18 protein-coding genes and 1 pseudogene are annotated in these 18,886 nt (G+C 69.0%); 5 read left to right on the forward strand and 14 right to left on the reverse strand.

All coding sequences use genetic code 11. The features are described 5' to 3' along the window. Nucleotides 1-270: 270 nt before the first annotated feature. From EJ357_RS06975 to EJ357_RS06985, 3 genes are all read left to right on the forward strand, one after another. Complete coding sequence (locus tag EJ357_RS06975) at nt 271-762, forward strand: DUF6174 domain-containing protein (protein WP_126389712.1); 492 nt, start codon at nt 271-273, stop codon at nt 760-762. A 319-nt stretch (nt 763-1,081) separates the two neighbouring features. Further along, nucleotides 1,082-1,615, forward strand: a complete 534-nt coding sequence (locus EJ357_RS06980; RefSeq protein WP_126389714.1) for a zinc metalloprotease — start codon at nt 1,082-1,084, stop codon at nt 1,613-1,615. A 278-nt stretch (nt 1,616-1,893) separates the two neighbouring features. Further along, complete coding sequence (locus EJ357_RS06985; RefSeq protein ID WP_126389717.1) at nt 1,894-2,247, forward strand: hypothetical protein; 354 nt, start codon at nt 1,894-1,896, stop codon at nt 2,245-2,247. 521 nt (nt 2,248-2,768) lie between these two features. Here the strand turns inward: EJ357_RS06985 and EJ357_RS06990 are convergent. From EJ357_RS06990 to EJ357_RS07005, 4 genes and pseudogenes are all read right to left on the reverse strand, one after another. Beyond that, nucleotides 2,769-3,540: pseudogene (locus tag EJ357_RS06990) on the reverse strand (IS5 family transposase). 258 nt (nt 3,541-3,798) lie between these two features. Then, the gene (locus EJ357_RS06995; RefSeq protein WP_126389719.1) at nt 3,799-5,121 is read right to left on the reverse strand and encodes a helix-turn-helix domain-containing protein; all 1,323 of its coding nucleotides are present in this window, start codon (nt 5,119-5,121) and stop codon (nt 3,799-3,801) included. Nucleotides 5,122-5,186: 65 nt separating this feature from the next. Then, nucleotides 5,187-5,777, reverse strand: coding sequence for an RNA polymerase sigma factor (locus EJ357_RS07000; protein ID WP_126389721.1), 591 nt, complete (start codon nt 5,775-5,777; stop codon nt 5,187-5,189). Beyond that, nucleotides 5,774-6,031: a hypothetical protein gene (locus EJ357_RS07005; protein ID WP_126389723.1), complete on the reverse strand. Its 258-nt coding sequence runs from the start codon at nt 6,029-6,031 to the stop codon at nt 5,774-5,776. The genes EJ357_RS07000 and EJ357_RS07005 overlap by 4 nt, the downstream gene beginning before the upstream one ends. A 225-nt stretch (nt 6,032-6,256) precedes the next feature. On the opposite strand from EJ357_RS07005, the gene EJ357_RS07010 reads away from it, so the two are divergent. Continuing rightward, a complete protein-coding gene (locus EJ357_RS07010) occupies nt 6,257-6,490 on the forward strand; it encodes a KUP/HAK/KT family potassium transporter (RefSeq protein WP_228473000.1) in 234 nt (77 codons plus the stop codon). Nucleotides 6,491-7,585: 1,095 nt separating this feature from the next. Here the strand turns inward: EJ357_RS07010 and EJ357_RS07015 are convergent. The 10 genes from EJ357_RS07015 to EJ357_RS07060 all read right to left on the reverse strand — a co-directional run bounded on the left by EJ357_RS07015 (nt 7,586) and on the right by EJ357_RS07060 (nt 17,527). Further along, a complete protein-coding gene (locus tag EJ357_RS07015) occupies nt 7,586-8,212 on the reverse strand; it encodes a YigZ family protein (RefSeq protein ID WP_126389725.1) in 627 nt (208 codons plus the stop codon). A gap of 47 nt (nt 8,213-8,259) precedes the next feature. Beyond that, a complete protein-coding gene (locus tag EJ357_RS07020; RefSeq protein ID WP_126389727.1) occupies nt 8,260-8,805 on the reverse strand; it encodes a SixA phosphatase family protein in 546 nt (181 codons plus the stop codon). Then, nucleotides 8,802-9,560 (reverse strand): hypothetical protein, encoded by a 759-nt coding sequence (locus EJ357_RS07025; RefSeq protein WP_126389729.1) that lies wholly within the window; start codon nt 9,558-9,560, stop codon nt 8,802-8,804. The genes EJ357_RS07020 and EJ357_RS07025 overlap by 4 nt, the downstream gene beginning before the upstream one ends. A gap of 187 nt (nt 9,561-9,747) precedes the next feature. Beyond that, nucleotides 9,748-11,016 carry a glycosyltransferase gene (locus EJ357_RS07030; RefSeq protein WP_228473001.1) on the reverse strand — a complete coding sequence of 423 codons (1,269 nt, stop codon included), beginning with the start codon at nt 11,014-11,016 and terminating at the stop codon, nt 9,748-9,750. Further along, nucleotides 11,013-11,873, reverse strand: a complete 861-nt coding sequence (gene fdhD, locus EJ357_RS07035; protein WP_126389731.1) for a formate dehydrogenase accessory sulfurtransferase FdhD — start codon at nt 11,871-11,873, stop codon at nt 11,013-11,015. Before fdhD ends, EJ357_RS07030 begins: the two co-directional genes overlap by 4 nt. A 27-nt stretch (nt 11,874-11,900) precedes the next feature. After that, nucleotides 11,901-13,283: an L-serine ammonia-lyase gene (locus EJ357_RS07040; RefSeq protein ID WP_126389733.1), complete on the reverse strand. Its 1,383-nt coding sequence runs from the start codon at nt 13,281-13,283 to the stop codon at nt 11,901-11,903. A 68-nt stretch (nt 13,284-13,351) separates the two neighbouring features. Then, on the reverse strand, nt 13,352-14,626 hold the full coding sequence (gene glyA / locus EJ357_RS07045) for a serine hydroxymethyltransferase (RefSeq protein WP_126389735.1): 1,275 nt from the start codon (nt 14,624-14,626) through the stop codon (nt 13,352-13,354). Next, nucleotides 14,623-15,060 (reverse strand): glycine cleavage system protein GcvH, encoded by a 438-nt coding sequence (gene gcvH, locus EJ357_RS07050; protein WP_126389737.1) that lies wholly within the window; start codon nt 15,058-15,060, stop codon nt 14,623-14,625. Before gcvH ends, glyA begins: the two co-directional genes overlap by 4 nt. Then, nucleotides 15,057-16,238, reverse strand: coding sequence for an NAD(P)/FAD-dependent oxidoreductase (locus EJ357_RS07055; RefSeq protein ID WP_126389739.1), 1,182 nt, complete (start codon nt 16,236-16,238; stop codon nt 15,057-15,059). Before EJ357_RS07055 ends, gcvH begins: the two co-directional genes overlap by 4 nt. A 155-nt stretch (nt 16,239-16,393) precedes the next feature. Then, nucleotides 16,394-17,527: an aromatic ring-hydroxylating oxygenase subunit alpha gene (locus EJ357_RS07060; protein WP_126389741.1), complete on the reverse strand. Its 1,134-nt coding sequence runs from the start codon at nt 17,525-17,527 to the stop codon at nt 16,394-16,396. A 468-nt stretch (nt 17,528-17,995) separates the two neighbouring features. Between EJ357_RS07060 and EJ357_RS07065 the strand changes: the two genes are divergently transcribed. Beyond that, a complete protein-coding gene (locus tag EJ357_RS07065; RefSeq protein WP_126389743.1) occupies nt 17,996-18,793 on the forward strand; it encodes an IclR family transcriptional regulator in 798 nt (265 codons plus the stop codon). The last annotated feature ends 93 nt before the right edge of the window (nt 18,794-18,886 follow it).

Below are 18,886 nucleotides of genomic sequence, written 5' to 3' on the forward strand. Positions count from 1 at the left end.
TGTTCCTCCACAGGGGCAACCACCCTTTCACCTCGGCCCATACCCCAACACCGCGTTTTAGCAACGAGCATCCCCGCGGCGGCCCGCTGATCGACCTTGCAGGTCGTCAGGAGGTTGCTGGTCCCGCGGGTACGTGAGCAGCTGCGACCTCAGGGAGGTTGAACGTCTGTGCGGCGTCTCGGTCGCCTAGGTGCTCGGGGACCGTGATCGCCTCGAACGTTCTGGGGAGGAGCGGCGTCATAGTCGTAACCGTTGAAGAAGGGGACCGCCATGGCTCTCGTACACTCCCGGGCCCGTTCCGTGCTCTCCGCTGCCGCGCTGATCGCGGGGATGGTGTGGGTGACCGCCGCCTGTGGCGGCGAGACGTCTCCAGAACCAGCCGAAGGGACTTCACCGAAGGGCACGACCACACAGAGCAACGCCACGTGGAACGAGCCTGCCTCCTACGTCTACACACTCACCTCGAACGAACAGGCCCTGGCGGGGAGCTTCCGGGTGACGGTCCGGGACGGCAAGGTGACCAAAGCGGTGGGCCTCGACGACAGCAGTCGGGAGGTGGTGGAGCGAGGACCTGGTCAGATCCCCAAGATCGGCGACCTGCTGGACAGGCTGGAGAAGGCCCGGCACGAGCAGGCGGACACGGCGGACGTGGAGTACGCCGCCGACGGGCATCCCTTGCGGATCATCCTGGACTGGGACGAGAACTCCATCGATGACGAAGCCAAGTACGTCATCAGCTCCTACGAACCGGCTGGCAGTTAGGTATCTCAACCCGTCGCCCCCGGCGCAGACGGACCGTACGTGGACCCGGACACCGTATGCCTGCCGACGAGCGCGGCCGGTCGAATGCGGAATTCGACCGGCCGAATAGTTCGACCGGACGAACGATCGGGATGAGACACCTGCGGTAAAGGCGCCCGTGCGCCAAAGAATGACTGAAAACCGGCCGGAATAAGTGGAACTCGTAATTCCAAAGAAAAACGTTGCGTCCATCCATTTCGGACACTTAGCATTCCTCAGGCACCACAGGAGGCACACAGGTTCCATGCCACGGCTCTTTCAGCCAGTGAGGAATGTAAGTATGCGCTCGATGCGTCCGGCCCGAAGCCTTGTCATCACGTCCCTGGCGACCGCTTGTACCATCGCGCTTTTCGCCGCACCCGCACACGGCACCTACTGGTCCGGAGGAATGCCCCGCGCTGATTTCTCGATAAGAACCTACTCCTATAACCCCACATGGCAGGGCCCGCTCGACAACGGAATTGTGAACTGGAACGGAACGCCCACTCCGGCGGCGATCGGCAAGCTGTCCAGCTCCCCCAACACCCTGACGGCGACGTCCTACTCTGACACCTGGTACGGCCTCTTCACCTCGTCTGGCCCGCGCGACAGCAGCCGCACTTTCACGATCAAGCTGAACAGCAGGACGATCTCCAGGGACGCCACAAACTTCAGCAACATGGTAACCCGCGTCTTCTCGCATGAGCTGGGCCACGGACTCAGCATGGCCGACAATCCGTCCACGTCCTCCTCGTCAATCATGAAATACACGGCGTGGAACACTCTGGTGAAACCAACGACGTACGACATCGCCGAAGTAAACCGAATCTACTGACGAGCGGGGGAAAAGTGAAGAAGAATCGGTTCCTCTCCCTGGCCTGCGCCGCAGGAATTCTTTCCTTAATTACGGCGTGTGGATCCGGAGCCAGTCAGTCGTCTACGCCCAACCAGGTCGCGTACCATGCCTCGTACCCCGATTTCTCCTCTTCCGAGGAGCTCTACGGAAAAGCAGACCTCGTCGTGCGAGCGGTAGTACAGCCGGGCACGGAAGTCCGAGAGCTTTCGTCCGGCGGAACGGACAGCGACGACCCCCGACTCAACCCTCAGGCCGGCGTGGACAGCGGCGAGCAGCCCGCCGAAGACCCCGTTGTGGTGACGGTCCGCAAGATCAAGATCACCAAGCTCCACAAGGGCGTCGGCAAGGTCGGGGACACCATCGAGGTCAAGGAACTCGGGGGCAACCTGGGCGGCACCGAGTACGTCTCCGACGAGTCCACGCCCCTCGTTCCCGGAAAGCCGTACTTGCTCTTCCTGACCACCTTCCCGGACCAGCCGGCCTCGGTAATCACGCCGGTGCAGGGCCAGTACCCCTTGGACGGCGCGGGAGAGCCGCAGTCCCTCCCCGACAACAAGCTCAAGATGACCACGAAGAATCTGGAGCAGCTCACCAGGGCGGCGAGCCAGTAGCCACCAGGGCGGGCACGCAAGAGCGGCCTGACAGACGGCTGCCAAGGCCAAGCCGCACTGCCTGACAGGCCGGGCGATCGGCGAGATACTCGGAGTACCGATACCGCCCCGCTCTAGGGAGAGTGCCCACCGTGGTCCTGGCGATGTCGCTGGCAGTCCTGTAGGGCTACTCCTTCACCTTGTTCGCGGTCCGCCGGGTCGGCTTGGACCTCAAGTCCGCGATCGAGCTGGCCCTCGCCACGCCGGTCAACAAGTGGATGATCGGCTGCGGCAAGAGCCGTCCCCCTACCACTGACAACCAACCCGACTGGTTCAAGGCCGGGGTACCCCGACACGACAGGGGTGCCCCGACCTCGTTTGCGTTGTGACGAGTGCCTGTGGCGTGAAGCAGTTACACGGCGCCGCTCGCCCCCTCGGGGAACTGCTCAACCTGAACATGCCCGGAGCGCCCGCGAAAGTCGGGTACCTGGCGTCTCGGTCGGTCCGCTTGCGTAGCGCCGGTGGCGCAGTAAGACCGTGTCCTACGTGGTGAGGCGGACGAGTCGCTTGTAGCAGCAGATGGCTGCGGCGAGCCCGAGAAAGGCCAGGTAGTTTCGGGGATGTCGCTCATAGCGGGGACTGAGCCTGCGGTAGCCCGACAGCCACGAGATGGTCCGCTCGATCACCCACCTGCGGCGACCCAGCCGTTCGCTGGACTCGATGCCCTTGCGCGCGATCCGCACTCCAATGCGCTTGCCGCGAAGCCATTTCCGCAGGTCGGGTCGGCCATACGCTTTGTCGGCGTGCAGGCGCTCGGGCTTGAAGTATCGGCCGCGGTGGGGGTCGTGTCTCGTTTTGGTGACCCCCCACCATCGGCTTCAAGCCCTCGCTGTCGTGGACGTTTGGCGGCCGAGATGCCGACGACCAGGGGCAGTCCGTTCGCGTCCGACAGGACGTGCATCTTGGAACCCGGCTTGCCGCGGTCCACGGGGCTCGGACCTGTGTGTTCGCCCCCTTTTTAGCCCTGACGTGGGCGGTGTCGAGGACGACGCGGGTGACGTCGATGAGGCCGGCGTCGTCGAGGCTGTGCAGCACGGCTTCGTGCAGACGGCCCCAGACACCGGCCCTCGACCAGATCACGAACCGACGGTGGGCGGTCGACTTCGACATGCCGAAGCAGGGCGGCAGTTGGCGCCAGGCGCATCCGCTGACCAGGACGTAGATGATGGCCGCGAAGAGCGTCTCATCAGGCGTGTCCTGCGTTCCGCCGCCTTGCGGCCGGACCTTCGACGGCGGGATGAGCGGCCTCGCGATCTCCTACAGCCCGTCCGGAACAATCCAACTCCACGCACCCCGCCCCATGTACGGCTCAACGTTCGCCTCACCACTTGGGACACGGTCTAAGCACATGCTCTATCGCTCACGACTCATTGCCCGCCTCGTGCGTGCCCGCGAGACCCTCGGCGCATGGACCGGCAGAAACATACGGTGCCCTTGCCTAATATCCTTCCCTCCCATTCGGAGAGGGGACGGTCAACGCCGCTGACGCGGCTCTTGTGCCCATCAACGTCCTCAGCTGCTGTTGGCGATGAGGCTGTCGAGGATCTCCTCCGTGCGGTTCGGGTGCGGAGCCTTGGCCGTGAGTCGTTCCATGAATCTTGTGTAGGCACCCGTGTCCGCGTCGGGCACGGTACTGCCTGGGGCCGTACCGGCGAGATCGAGGATTCGGCACAGGATGTCCGCGGTGCGGTGGGGCTTCTCGGCGGCAGTCGCCAGCTGATCCAACAGGCTCTGGTAACGGTTGCCGTCGTCCCACCTACTGAGGTATACGGCACCAGAGAGCTGTTCCAGGTAGACGACATCGGACAACACGGGTTCCGCGAATCGCAGGACGGTAACCGGCGCACCGATGTCCGCGGTAACAGCTTCTTGGAGCGGCAGAATTTGAAGCGCGATGTTAGGCAGGTTCGACATCCTCAAGAGGTGCTCTAGTTGCTCTCGCATTACATCTGATCCACCTACCGGCCGACGCAGGGCGCTCTCGTCCACTACAGCCCACAGCCTCGGCGCATCAGCGGTATGAAGCAGCTGCTGACGTTTCATGCGCAGCTGCACGCGGCGGTCAATGTCCTGTTCGGTGGCCGTCGGGTTTCCCATGCGGATGACCGCCCTTGCGTACTCCGGGGTCTGAAGCAGACCGGGTACGAACTGCACCTCGTAGGTCTTGATCAGGTCGGCGCTGCGTTCCAGGTCGAAGAACGTTTGCACCCATGAGGGCATGATGTCGCAGTACTCGTGCCACCAGCTCTTCTCCTTGGCCCCATGCCAAGCATCCAGAACGAAGCGTCGTTCCTCCGGCTTGTCGACCCCGTAGAGGGTGAGTAGTTGTTCCACCTCCTCCAAATTCGGCAGGACAGTCCCGCACTCCACTCGGCTGATTTTGCTCGCCGAGCAACGAATGGTCCGCGCGGAATGTTGGGACGTGAGCTGGCAGATCTGGCGCAGCTCCCGCAACCGAGCGCCCAGGACGATCCGTTGCGCGGCCGGGGTGAGGGGGGGGTGCTCGGGGCGGCGGACACCGGCCGGCGATGCCGCCGTAACGGCCGGTCGCCTGGGCTCGCAGACCACCCCTTCCCGCTCTCCTGCCTGGGGGTTTGCCGGTGCCCCTGCTTCGTCGTACACAACAGCGGACGTACCTCGGGGCCGCAGAGCCCGCTGCGCACCCGTCACGTGGTAGCGGGCCGCCGTGCGCAGCCAGCGCAGTGCCTGATCCCGGCGTCCAAGCTCGAGAAGTTCCAGGCCCAACGCATAAGCCTCATGGCCGAGTTCCGCCTGATCGGCCTGCAGGGCCACGGCGGCGCGCTCCTCGTCCGTGAGGCGGTCGATGCTGTCCATGACGGCGTCAAAGCCATCACCGCATCCAGCCGGGACAACGGACTGCCGACGCTGGTCCTCGGTGCTCACTTGTACACCCCCTCGCCCGTACCTTCTGGCCGATAGGCACTCAGAACAGCGGTATCGCGGAGCCGTTCCAGGGCCTTCTTCAGCAGCTTCTTGACTCCGTTCGAACCGATCCCCATGAGCACGGCTGTCTCGGCGATCGTCAGGCTGTCGATGTAGTGAAAATGCAGGGCCTCACGCTGCCTCGCGGGTAAACAGGCAAGCGCACGCCCGATGTCGACGCGGCGTTCGATGCCAGTGGGCAGGTCCGGCGCGATCGCATGGATCAGCAAGGTCACGTCCTCGCCTTCGAAAGGAACCTCTCGGGCGCGTCCGCGCCGCTGCCAGAGCTCTGCAATGCGGCACTTCGCGATCGCGTAGAGCACCTTCACTGGTTCGTCGTAGAACTCGACGTAGTGGTCGTATCTGCTGAAGAAGAGGCGCCAGACGTCCTGGCACAGATCCTCCGCCTCCGGCTTCCCCTCGACCCGCCGCGCCACGAACGCCATGAGCTTCGGGTGATGTGTCGTGTATACGGCCCGCATCTCATCGCGGCGCTCACGGCCCTCCGCAGCACGGGCGGAGGCATTGTCCTCCCGTGCCGGGCTCACCGGGCCTCTTCACCTTCTACCGCCCACCCGGAATGCACCGTGCGGCCGTCGGCGATGGTGCGGTCGGTGCCGATGTCGACGGACCACTTGGTCCCGGCGACCTGCTGACGCACGGTCACCGACCGGCCGGTGCCCCTGGCCGCGACGATCACGACGGCCATGGCTCGCCGCTGCTCCCGGGCGAGGGCCGTCCGTCCCCGGATCCGCAGCGCCGCGGCAGCCAGACCGCACAGACCTGAAATGACTGCGACCACTTCGCCGGGATTCACAGATTGCAGCACCGCGGGCGGGACCACCGGCCTTCACTCGATCAAAAACAGTGTCCCGTCTACATCCACGCACAGGGCGGTTTCGGGTACCCCCTGCGTCGTCGCGTTCGACTTTTCCTGGGAGGAGCGGATCGTCGTCGACCACCTCGGGTACGCCGACGACGGGATCATCCATGTCACCGCCCATTCGGCTACACGGAGACACCGGACGTGCCCGACACCCTGGCCATGCTCGACCCGGCCCGAACCGAAGGGCCGCTGCAACTCGACCAGACGTCCTATTTCCTGCCGAAGATCGAGCTCCGGCGCGGGAAGGCCCCGACGATGGCGCCCTGGCGCAAGCGACTGTTCATCGCCACCTCCTACATCACGGCCGATGCCGCCGAGCACTTCGGCCTGCCCCGCCACCGCACGGTCATCATGGGCTCGCACATCGAGGTGTAGCCGGGCCGGACGCCAAGGGCGAGTACGACACGGGCGACGCTCACACCCGTACGTACCTCGGCCGCCAGGGTGCGCCCATTCGGCTTGCGTGGACGGTCAGTTGCAGCAGGCGTAGCGAGCGCACACGGCAAGGTCACTGAGGTCGGGTACACGGCAGGCGACGCGGTCGGCGGCGGTCTTCTCCCTCCATTGCCGCGATCGCCGTCAAGGAAGGCCCCGACGCCTCGCAGGGCAAGGGCTGCTGATCGTGATCGCGACCGCCCCGACCGACAGCGCACCTACCTGCGACTGCGCGCGGAAACCCTCGCCATTCGCGCAGGTCAGCGGAGACCACCCACCCATCGCGGCAGCTCACGGCGTCGCCGGTCTCTTGCGAAACATCTCACCAGCAGGAGCCAGCGGCCCAGCGCACAACGTCGCCTGCCCTCGACACCCCACCGATACTGGCAACCTTGACCGGGCCTGACCTGCCCAACAGGACACCCGACCCCCATCAAAAACGAGCGTCAAATGAGCGTCACGAGCGTCATTTCGGCGTCAAGATATCGCCTGTAACGCCCACACCGCACATAATGCGCACTCGCAAAACCGCAGGTCAGGAGCCCTTTGCCACCGGCTCAAGGATGGCAACCCACTCCAAGTGATGCGTCATCGGAAACACGTGGAACCCCAGGTATCCGCACGAGAGCAAAGTCGGACCGATCCACTGCCCCGTTTGGTGATGGAGCGAGTGTGGCCGTCACCTTGTTCGCGAACTCGCAGCCCGCTCTACCCAGCACAGAACCAGCACGGGACAGGTCGCCAGGGATGGTGACGGATGCCCAGAGGTCAGCACCGAACCAGCACCGGCGCCACCGACGAACCCCTCATCAGCGAAATGACACCTGCCCTGACCTGCACCTTTGCCAAAATGGCCACAGTTATGACAGGAAGCGCCCCGAAAATGTGTGCAGCAGCCTCATGATCCCCGAGACTGACGGCCGGGTCTGACAGCACGGGCGGTTACTCCCGTATCGCCCCGTCATGACAGGCCCGCCATATGCCCGTTACGGACATTTCACCCGAGCCTGCCCGACGTGACCGCAGATCGGACCGTCACGCGTCCCCGTACGCCTCGCCCCCGAGCTCGAACCCCGCGGTCCCCGCCGTGACGTCCGCGAGCCACGCCCGGAACGCCTCCACCTCGGCGTCCGGCAGACCGACCTCGATGGTGACCGCCTCGGCGTACCGCACGTCGCGCACCTCGCGGCCGGTCGACCGCAGGTCGTTCTCCACCTTGCCGGCGCGCTGGTGGTCGACGGTGACCGTGGCCAGCCGGAAGCGCCGCCGCGTGAGCGTGCCGAGCGCGTCCAGGGCCTCGCCCACGGCTCCGCCGTACGCCCGGATGAGCCCGCCCGCGCCGAGCTTCACACCGCCGTAGTAGCGAGTGACGACGGCGACGACGTAGCGCATGTCGCGGCGCAGCAGCATCTGGAGCATGGGGACGCCGGCCGTGCCGCCCGGTTCGCCGTCGTCACTCGCCTTCTGGATCGCGGCGTCGGCGCCGATGACGTAGGCCCAGCAGTTGTGCGTGGCGTCCGCGTGCTCCTTGCGGACGGCGGCGAGGAACTCCTGGGCCTCCTGCTCGGTGGCGGCCGGGGCGAGCGCACAGATGAAGCGTGAGCGGTTGACCTCGGTCTCGTGCACGCCCGCGCGGGCGACTGTGCGGTACTCGTCCTGCATCGGGCCAGCCTATGCGCAGCGCCCACGCCCGCCCGCGCGGGAGGGGCTCACTTCTTCCTGCCCCGCGCCACCATCACGTCCGTCAGCAGCGCCGTGCCGGGCTCGAGGGCCCGCCAGGCGGCCCCGTGCCAGGCCAGTACGGCGATCGCCGACGTCGGGAACTTCGTGCGCACCTCGTCCAGGGTGTCGTCGAGACCGTCCCCGGCGAGGGCGAGGACGAGGTCCTCCAGGCCGGGGTTGTGCCCGACCAGCAGCAGTGTCTCGACCTCGGGGGGCACCTCGTGCACGACCTCCAGCAGGTCGGGTACGTCGGCCGCGTACAGCCGCCGGTCGTGGCGCACCGGCGGTGGGGTGCCCCACTCGGCTGACGCCAGTTCCCAGGTTGCACGCGCGCGTGCCGCGGTCGAGCACAGCGCGAGGTCCGGCAGGCAGTCGGCTTCGGCGAGCATCCGGCCCGCGACCGGGGCGTCCCGGCGGCCGCGCGGGGCGAGTGGGCGTTGGTGGTCGGCGACGCCCTCCGGCCACGCGGACTTGGCGTGCCGCAGGACGACCAGTCGGCGCAGCGGGCCGGCTCCGATGCGGGCGGCGGTCATGAGGAGGTTCCCAGGTCGTGGGTGAGGTCGAGGCCGAGGAGGCGGTCGGCATAGGCGTACGTCTCGAAGCGTGCGCCGTCCGGCAGGTCCGGCGCGCTCTCCACCCAGCGCAGGACTCCGAGGACCCCGGGCACGTCGAGATCGTCCTCCCAGGCGGTGCGCAGCTCTGTCCGCACCTCGTCGGGGATGGGCCGGGACGGCCGCTGCGCCCAGCCGGCGACGGCACGACGCCAGCGTACGAGGGTGTCGTGGGCGTCGGCGAGGGCGGCCGTGTCGAGCCGTACGGGCACGCTTCTGCGCCGGGAGAGCAGGGCGAGACGCAGCGCGGCGGGGTCGGCCTCGGCGGGGGGTGCCTCCGAGTGCACGGGCGCCACGGTGACCCGCACCCCGTCGGGCTCCGCGCCTCCCTCGCGCACGACATGGAGGACCTGCGCCTCGCCCAGTCCGGACGCGGCGTCCCGGCCGTCCTCGAAGGGCCGCACGCCCAGCGCCGCGGCGCCGGCCCGCAGTTCCGCCTGCTGCCGCTCCTCGTCGAGCAGCGCCCAGACCGGCGTACCGCCGAGCTCCAGGGCGCGCACGAGCAGATCGGCGACCAGCAGTATCCGCAGGGCGGTGACGTCGAAGCCCTCTGTATGCGCCTCGATGCGGGTCAGGCCCCGGCGGGCCGGGGCGGCGTCGACGGGCTCGCCGGTTCGGGCGTCGATGATGCGCAGCACGGAGCGAGCGTAGGCGGACGGTCCGCCCCGCGCAGCCATCCGACCCGCTTTCCGGACACCGTGGCGAGCCTCGGGTCTGCCGGGAGTCCGCTGGTCATCCATGGTTGTACGGCCCATCCACGCGCGCGACGCGCATGTCGTACCAGGACATCGCCACCCCCTGCCGTGCGCACTGCCCGCACGGTACTGCGCACCGGCCCGCCCGGACAGGAGTTCGGGGGCCGTGCTACCGGAGTCGTCCCTCGTGGAGCACGCCGGAACCGCTGCCCCGACGGAGCAGGGCCGCCGTGTACACGTCCGCGGCCGATGCCCAGCCGAAGGACCGGGCATGCCGGATGGCGGCCTCGCCCATCCGGGCCGAGCGGGCAGGGGTGTCGGCGAAGCCGTACAGGGCCCGCGCGTAGTCCGCCGGGTCGTGTCCGGGTACGAGAACGCCGCTCACCCCGTCCCGCACCGCCACCGGCAGGCCGCCGACCTGCGCGGCGATCACCGGGGTGCCGCAGGCCTGTGCCTCGACGGCGACCAGACCGAAGGACTCGCTGTGGGACGGCATGACCAGGACGGACGCCGCCCGGTACCAGTCGGCGAGCCGGTCCTGGCCGACCGGCGGCCGGAACAGCACGACATCCCCGATGCCCAGGCGGGCCGCCAGCTTCTGCAGCCCTTCCGGCTCGGCCAGGCCGCTGCCGCTGGGCCCGCCCACGACCGGCACCACGATCCGCTCACGCAGCCGCGGCCGCTCCGCCAGCAGCCGGGCCACCGCACGCAGCAGTACGTCCGGCGCCTTCAACGGCTGTATGCGGCCCACGAACAGGGGGATCAGCGCGTCCTGCGGGAGGCCGGGGCGGGACCGTGCCACGGCCCGTCCGGCCTCGACACCCCGGGCGTCGGACCGGAAGCGCTCCAGGTCGACACCGGGGTGGACGACGGCGACCCGGCCGGGGTCGGCGTCGTAGTGGCGGAGCAGGTCCTCCGCTTCCTTGCCGGTGTTCGCTGTCAACCGGTCGGCGGCCCGAACGACCTGGGTCTCGCCGAGCACGCGGGCCGCCGGTTCAGGGGTGTCGCCGTCGGCCAGGCCGGCGTTCTTGACCTTGGCCATGGTGTGCATGGCGTGGACGAGCGGGACGCCCCAACGCTCGGCGGCGAGCCGGCCGACGTGACCGGAGAGCCAGTAGTGGGAGTGGACCAGGTCGTAGTGGCCGGCCCAGCTGTGCGTCTTCACCCACGGCGTGACGCAGGCCTGGGCCGACCACCACCCCTCCACCTCTATGCCGAGGACGGCGAGGCGCTTGGCCAACTCGACGATGTAGACGTTCATTCCGCCCGCGTCGCCGGTACCGGGCTGGTGCAGCGGTGAGGTGTGCACGCTGAGCATCGCGACGCGGCGGGGGCGGTGGCGGGCGTCGGGTGGCCGCGACCGGGGTGGGCCGGCCGGCGTGCTGCCGTGGGCGCAGCCGTGCTGGAGCTCTTCGAGCCGGGTCCGGTACCGGCTCACCTCGCCGGCCCGCCCGCCATGGTCTCGGCCCGCAGGTCGAGGCGCTGCTCGCCCGCGTACACGTTCATGGAGCCGCCGCGCAGAAAGCCGACGAGCGTGAGCCCCGTCTCCGCCGCCAGGTCCACGGCGAGGGAGGACGGCGCCGAGACCGCCGCCAGCACCGGGATGCCCGCCATGACCGCTTTCTGCGCCAGCTCGAAGGACGCCCGCCCGGACACCAGCAGTATGTGCTGCGACAAGGGCAGTTGGCCGGACAGCAGCGCGCGGCCGATCAGCTTGTCGACGGCGTTGTGCCGGCCGACGTCCTCCTTCAGGTCCAGCGGCTGGCCCTCGGGCGAGAACAGTCCGGCGGCATGCAGGCCACCGGTGCGGTCGAACACCCGCTGCGCGGCGCGCAGTCGGTCCGGCAGGGTGGCCAGCAGTTCCGGGGTGACCCGGACCGGGGGTGTGTCGGCGATCGGCCAGCGCGTCGTGGTCCGTACGGCGTCGAGGCTTGCCTTGCCGCACAGGCCGCACGACGACGTGGTGTACACGTTCCGTTCGAGGGTGATGTCGGGCAGCGGTACGCCCGGGGCGAGTTGGATGTCGACGACGTTGTACGTGTTCGAACCGTCCTGGGTGGCACCGGCGCAGTACACGATGTTCGCCACGTCCTCGGCCCGGCTCACCCCCCCCTCGCTCACCAGGAATCCGACGGCGAGCGCGAAGTCGTCCCCGGGTGTGCGCATGGTGATCGCCAGCGGCTTGCCGCCGAGCCGTATCTCCAGTGGCTCCTCCGCCACCAGGGTGTCCGGGCGCGTGCTGCGCACACCGTCCCGGATGCGCACCACGCGGCGTCGTTCGGTGACCCGTCCCATGGCCTCACTCCCCGTTCTGTCGGCTCCTCAGCACTCGATGACGTTGACGGCGAGGCCGCCGCGGGCCGTCTCCTTGTACTTGACCTTCATGTCGGCACCGGTCTCCTTCATGGTCTTGATCACCTTGTCGAGGGAGACGTGGTGGCGGCCGTCGCCGCGCAGGGCCATCCGGGCCGCGGTCACGGCCTTGACCGCGGCCATGCCGTTGCGCTCGATGCAGGGGATCTGAACGAGGCCGCCGACGGGGTCGCAGGTGAGGCCCAGGTTGTGCTCCATGCCGATCTCGGCGGCGTTCTCGACCTGTTCGGGGCTGCCGCCGAGGACCTCGGCGAGACCTCCGGCGGCCATCGAGCAGGCGGAGCCGACCTCGCCCTGGCAGCCGACCTCGGCGCCGGAGATGGAGGCGTTCTCCTTGAAGAGCATGCCGATGGCCCCCGCCGCGAGGAGGAAGCGGACGATGCCGTCCTCGTCGGCGCCCGGCACGAAGTCGAGGAAGTACTGCAGGACGGCGGGGATGATGCCCGCCGCGCCGTTCGTCGGGGCGGTGACGACCCGGCCGCCCGCGGCGTTCTCCTCGTTGACCGCCATCGCGTACAGCGTCACCCACTCCATGGCGCGGCCCGCCGAGTCACCCTCGCTGCGCAGCGCCCTGGCCGCCGCCGCGGCCCGGCGACGGACCTTCAGACCGCCGGGGAGGATGCCCTCGCGGCCCAGCCCGCGTGCGACGCAGGCCTCCATGACCCGCCAGATCTCCAGCAGGCCCGCGCGGATCTCCTCCTCCGTGCGCCAGGCCTTCTCGTTCTCCAGCATCAGCGCGGAGATCGACAGGCCGGTCTCCTTCGTCAGCCGCAGCAGCTCGTCGCCGGTGCTGAACGGGTGGGCGAGCACCGTGTCGTCGGCCCTGATCCGGTCCGCGCCGACCGCGTCCTCGTCGACCACGAAGCCACCGCCCACCGAGTAGTACGTCTTCTCCAGCAACGGCAGACCGTCGGCGTCGTACGCGAAGAGGATCATGCCGTTGGCGTGGTACGGCAGCGAGCGTCGACGGTGCAGCACCAGCTGGGTCGAGGCGTCGAACTCGATCTCGTGGGCCGGACCGATCTCGGCACCGAGGAGGCGGATGCGCCCGGTGCCGCGGATCCGCTCGACGTCCAGGTCGGCCTGGGCGACATCGACCGTGTGCGGCTCGTGTCCCTCCAGGCCGAGCAGTACCGCTTTCGGTGTGCCGTGGCCGTGGCCGGTGGCGCCGAGCGAACCGAACAACTCCGCCCGTACCGCGGCGGTCTGGGCGAGCACGCCGTCCTGCTTCAGCCGGGCGACGAACATCCCGGCTGCGCGCATCGGGCCGACGGTGTGCGAGCTGGACGGGCCGATGCCTATGGAGAACAGGTCGAAGACGCTGATTGCCACGCCATACTCCGGGGGTTGGAGGGGCGTGCCGAGCAGTCACGGGCTCGCCCTTGCGGGAAGGTTGTCGGTTACAGACCGGGGTACAGCGGGTGCTTGTCGGCCAGTGCCTTGACGCGGGCCTTGAGTGCTGCGGCGTCGGCGGTCCCGAAGGGAGAGGGCGCCTTCAGCGTCTCGGCGATGACGTCGGCGACCTCGGTGAAGTCCTCGGCGGTGAAGCCGCGGGTGGCCAGTGCCGGGGTGCCGATGCGCAGGCCCGAGGTGACCATCGGCGGGCGCGGGTCGTTGGGGACCGCGTTGCGGTTGACCGTGATGCCGACCTCGTGCAGACGGTCCTCGGCCTGCTGCCCGTCCAGCTCGGACGCACGCAGGTCGACCAGGATCAGGTGCACGTCGGTGCCGCCGGACAGCACGTTCACGCCCGCCTCGCGCGCGTCGGTGGCGGTCAGACGCGCGGCGAGGATCTGCGCGCCCTCGACCGTGCGGCGCTGACGCTCCTTGAACTCCTCCGAGGCGGCGACCTTGAAGGAGACCGCCTTGGCCGCGATCACGTGCTCCAGGGGGCCGCCCTGGAAGCCCGGGAAGACGGAGGAGTTCAGCTTCTTCGCGAAGGCCTGCTTGGCGAGGATGATGCCGCCGCGCGGCCCGCCGAGGGTCTTGTGCGTGGTGGAGGTGACCACGTCCGCGTACTCGACCGGGTTGGGGTGCAGCCCCGCCGCGACCAGCCCGGCGAAGTGCGCCATGTCGACCCACAGGTACGCCTCGACCTCGTCGGCGATCCGCCGGAACTCGGCGAAGTCCAGCCGGCGCGGGTACGCCGACCAGCCGGCGATGATCACCTTCGGCCGGTGCTCCTTGGCCAGCCGCTCCAGCTCGGCCATGTCGACCAGGCCGGTGGCGGTGTCGACGTGGTAGGCGACCACGTTGAACTGCTTGCCGGAGAAGTTCAGCCGCATGCCGTGGGTGAGGTGGCCGCCGTGGGCCAGGTCCAGGCCGAGGATGGTGTCGCCGGGCTGGGCCAGGGCGAACAGGGCGGCCTGGTTGGCGGAGGCGCCGGAGTGGGGCTGGACGTTGGCGTACTCGGCGCCGAACAGCTCCTTGACCCGGTCGATGGCGATCTGCTCGGCGACGTCGACGTGCTCGCAGCCGCCGTAGTAACGCCGGCCGGGGTAGCCCTCGGCGTACTTGTTCGTGGCGACCGAGCCCTGCGCCTCCATGACCGCGACCGGCGCGAAGTTCTCGGAGGCGATCATCTCCAGGGTGGACTGCTGGCGCTCCAGCTCGGCGTCGAGCGCGGCGGCGATCGCCGGGTCCAGCTCGTGCAGGGGCTGGTTGAACAGGGTCATCGGCGGTCTCCTCGGGTGTGGGCGCAGTGAGCGGCGTAGGCATCGGCGGACAGCGCGCCGGCGATGTTCTCGACCCGCAGCCTGAACAGCCGGCCGCCGGTGTAGGGGGCGGCGTTGACGACGCCGGGATCGTCGGCCGGCGCGGTGTTGACTTCCAGGACCCGGCCGGAGGCGGGGGCGTACAGGCGGCTGGAGGCGGTCAGTGACTCGATCCGCCCGCAGCTCTCCCCCGCCTCGACCCGGGTGCCCACTTCGGGCAGGCGGAGTTCGACGACGTCGCCGAGGGACTTCGCCGCGAACGCGGTGATGCCGACGGTGGCGTTGCCCTCGTCCACGACCAGCCACTCGTGGTCCCAGGTGTACCGCAGGTGCCGCGGGATGCTCGTGGCGGTGTCCCCTGCGGATTCGGGGGAGAGCCGGGGCGCGGAGCTCATGACACGACGGCCGCGGCGGCGGGGACGAGGGTGCGGCGGAGGCGGTTGAAGAACTTCGGCTGGTTGAGGGAGAGCACGGCGACGGGGGTGCCCTCGCGCCGGTAGACGGCCGTGAAGGTGCGGCTGTCGACGTCGCCTTCGACGACCTCGGGCACGGCGCCGGGGGCGACGTGTCCGGCGACCTGGAGGCGTACCTGGTACTGGTCGGACCAGAAGTACGGCGCGGTGAGCGGGGCGGTGGCCGACACGCCGGTCAGCAGGGTGCGGGCGGCGGTCTTCGCCTGCTCGGTGGCGTTGCTCCAGTGTTCGATGCGGGCGTGCCGTCCGGTGAACGGGTTGGGGCAGCGGGCGACGTCACCGACGGCGACCACACCCGGGACGCCGGTCGAGCAGCCGGTGTCGCACACGACGCCGTCGTCCACCCGCACTCCGGAACCGGCGAGCCAGTCGGTGTTGGGCCGGACGCCGACCCCGACGACGACGATGTCGGCGGGCAGCAGCCGTCCGTCCGCCAGCCGTACGCCCGTGACCCGGCCCTCGCCGACGAGTGCGGCCACGCCGGTTCCGCACAGCAGCCGAACCCCGTGGTCACTGTGGAGCGAGGAGCACACCAGCCCCATCTCGCGCCCGAGTTGGCGCTCCAGGGGTACGTCCAGGGCCTCGACGACTGTGACGTGGAGCCCGAGCCGGTGCGCGGTGGACGCCACCTCGGCGCCGACGAACCCGGCGCCGATGACGACGACCCGGGGCAGGCCGTCCAGCAGTTCGGCGCGCAGGGCCTGGGCGTCGTCCAGGGTGCGCAGGGTGTGGACGCCCGCCAGCCCGTCCGTGCCGGGGAGGGTGCGAGGGTTGGCGCCGGTCGCGACGACGACGCCGTCGGTGCGCACATGCCGTCCGCCGGTCAGGGTGACGGTGCGGGCGACGGGGTCGAGCCGCACGGCGCGCTCGCCGAGCAGCCACTGCACGTCCAGGGCCTCGTATTCGTCCGCGTCGCCCAGCGCGAGCGCGTCGGCGTCGATGTCGCCCTTCAGGAAGCTTTTGGACAGCGGGGGGCGGTCGTAGGGAGTGTGGCGCTCCTCCCCCACGACGACGATCTCGCCGTCGTAGCCCTCTGCGCGCAGCGCGCGGACCGTGCTCAGTCCTGCCAGCGACGCTCCGACGACGGTGATGCTCCTCATGCCGGCTCCAGATCGGGGTTGTCTCGCATAACACAACGACGCTCGCTATACGCAACATGCTGTTCGCGCAGCGCAGGCATTGTCAAGGGAGGCGTCGCATATGAATTTCCGATGACGCTCCGAGTTGCGCGATCCGCAACTTCAGGAGAGGTGGATCAGTGCGGGGGCCGCACTTCCAGCTTGTTCTGCAGCCAGGTGTGGAACTCGCCTATGTGGTGCTCACTGGGCACCAGGACACCGCCGCCGGCGTACGCCTTCGAGCTCATCGCCGGCTGGGTGCGCTCACAGGCGTCGAAGTCCTGCTGGTTGACCCGGTGGAACAGCTCCACCGAACGCTCCACGTCCTTGCCGCTCTCCACGACGTGCGGCAGGTAGAGCCAGTCGCACTCGACGACCGTGCGGTCGGGTGCCATCGGGTACATCCGGTGGAAGATCACGTGGTCGGGCACCAGGTTGACGAAGACCTGCGGCCGGACGGTGATGGCGTAGTAGCGGCGGTCCTGATCCTCGGCGACACCCGGGATGCGGTCCAAGCCCTCGGAGCCGTCGACGGTGAAGCCCTGGACCTCGTCGCCGAACTCGGCGCCGTGGCCGACGTAGTACTGGGCGGCGTAGCCGTCCGCGAACTCCGGGAGCACTTCGGTGAGTTCGGGGTGGATGGTGGCGCAGTGGTAGCACTCCATGAAGTTCTCGATGATGAGCTTCCAGTTGGCCTTCACGTCGTAGGTGATACGGCGGCCCACCTTCAGCTCGTCGATGCCGTAGCGCTCGATCGACTCGACGTCGCCGAGCCGCTCGACGATCGCGCCCTGCACGACGGCCTCGAAGGAGGGCGGCTCGTCGGCGAGGCACACCCACACATACCCGAGCCACTCCCGCACATGGACGTTGATCAGCCCGTACGCGGTGCGGTCGAGGTCCGGCATCGACGTGAGGTTCGGCGCGGCGACGAGCTTGCCGTCCAGGCCGTAGGTCCAGGCGTGGTACGGACACTGGAAGGCCCGCCTGACCTCGCCGGACTCCTCGGTGCAGAGCTTGGCGCCGCGGTGTCGGCAGATGTTGAGGAACGCCTTGACCGAGCCGTCCCGCGAGCGGGAGATCAGCACGCTCTCGCGGCCCACCTGGTAGGTGCGGAAGGCGCCGGGCTTGTCCAGCTCGGCGGCGCGGGCCACACAGAACCACATGGCCTCGAAGACCCGCTCCTGCTCCTGGGCGAAGACCCCGGGGTCGGTGTAGTACTCACCGGGCAGCGTGGGGATCAGGCTCGGCGGCAGGTTCGTGCTGGTCATCGTGTCACCTTCGGAGAATGTCGGACGCGCACCCGGCGGGGGTCGAAGAGGGCGATGGGAACATGCATGCCGAGCCCGCGAGGAAGCGGCCGGGCAGGGTGGGGATGCGCGGGCGCAGGTACTCGGCGATGGCCGCGATCTCGTTGACGCCGATCGCCCCCAAGGCGGCCGAGCCGCCAGGTAAGTTGCGCTATACGCAACTTCCTTCGCTATGAGCAACAACTCTCAAACTGTCTCCCCGTGGGCACCCACTGTCAAGGGGTTGCCGGAGCGACGTTGCCACCCGGCGCAAAACGGACACCGGACGCCCATAGGTGTGACGCCGAGGGTGCTGGTCAACGAGAACTGCACAATGGCCTTCCGCCGAGCGGGCGGGCCGTGCGACCATGCGGGCGCCCGATTCCGGCCGCCCCATCCGCCTTCCGCAACCCCTGGGGAAACCTGGGCCGCCTTGCGTATAGTTGCGCTATGAGCAACTACACCGCAGAGAGCGAAACAACGGGTCCCGCGGTGGGTGGGGTGCAGTCCGTCGATCGCGCCGTCAGCGTCCTGGAGATCCTCGCCCAGCGCGGCGAGGCGGGCGTCAGCGAGGTCGCCGCCGAGATCGACGTCCACAAGTCGACCGCGTTCCGTCTGCTCGGGGCACTGGAGTCGCGCGGCCTGGTCGAGCAGACGGCCGAGCGGGGCAAGTACCGGCTGGGCTTCGGGATCGTCCGCCTGGCCGGCGCGGTCACGGGCCGACTCGACATCACCCAGCAGGGCCGGCCGGTGTGCGAGCGGCTCAGCGAGGAGATCGGCGAGACGGTCAACATCGCGGTCCTTCAGGAGCACTACGCGGTCAACCTCTACCAGGTGTACGGCCCCGGCGCCGTCGGCACGCACAACTGGGTCGGGCAGCTCACCCCGGTCTACGCCACGTCGAGCGGCAAGATCCTGCTGGCCCACCTGACGGCGGAGGAGCGCGCCGACGTGCTCGCGGAGTCCGGGGTGCACAAGCTGACGCCGCACACCCTGACGGCCCGGACGAAGCTGGAGAAGGACCTCGCCGAGGCGCGGGAGCGCGGGTACGCGGTGACGCTGGAGGAACTCGAGATCGGGCTGCACGCCCTGGCGGCGCCGATCCGCTCCCGCGACGGCGAGGTCGTCGCCGCACTCAGCGCCTCCGGCCCCGCGTACCGCCTCACCGAGGACCGCATCCACGAGCTCGCCCCCCTGCTGATCAGCGGCGCGGAGGAGATCAGCCGCCGGATGGGCCACTTGGGCTGAGGCTCCCGTCCGGTCCCGTCGGCAGAACGGCCCCCTGTGACGTCGTCGACCAGCCGTGCGCCCACGTCCGGTGCGCGGACGGCGACCTCGGCA

This window comes from Streptomyces cyaneochromogenes, assembly GCF_003963535.1.
GTDB classification, from domain to species: Bacteria; Actinomycetota; Actinomycetes; order Streptomycetales; family Streptomycetaceae; genus Streptomyces; species Streptomyces shaanxiensis.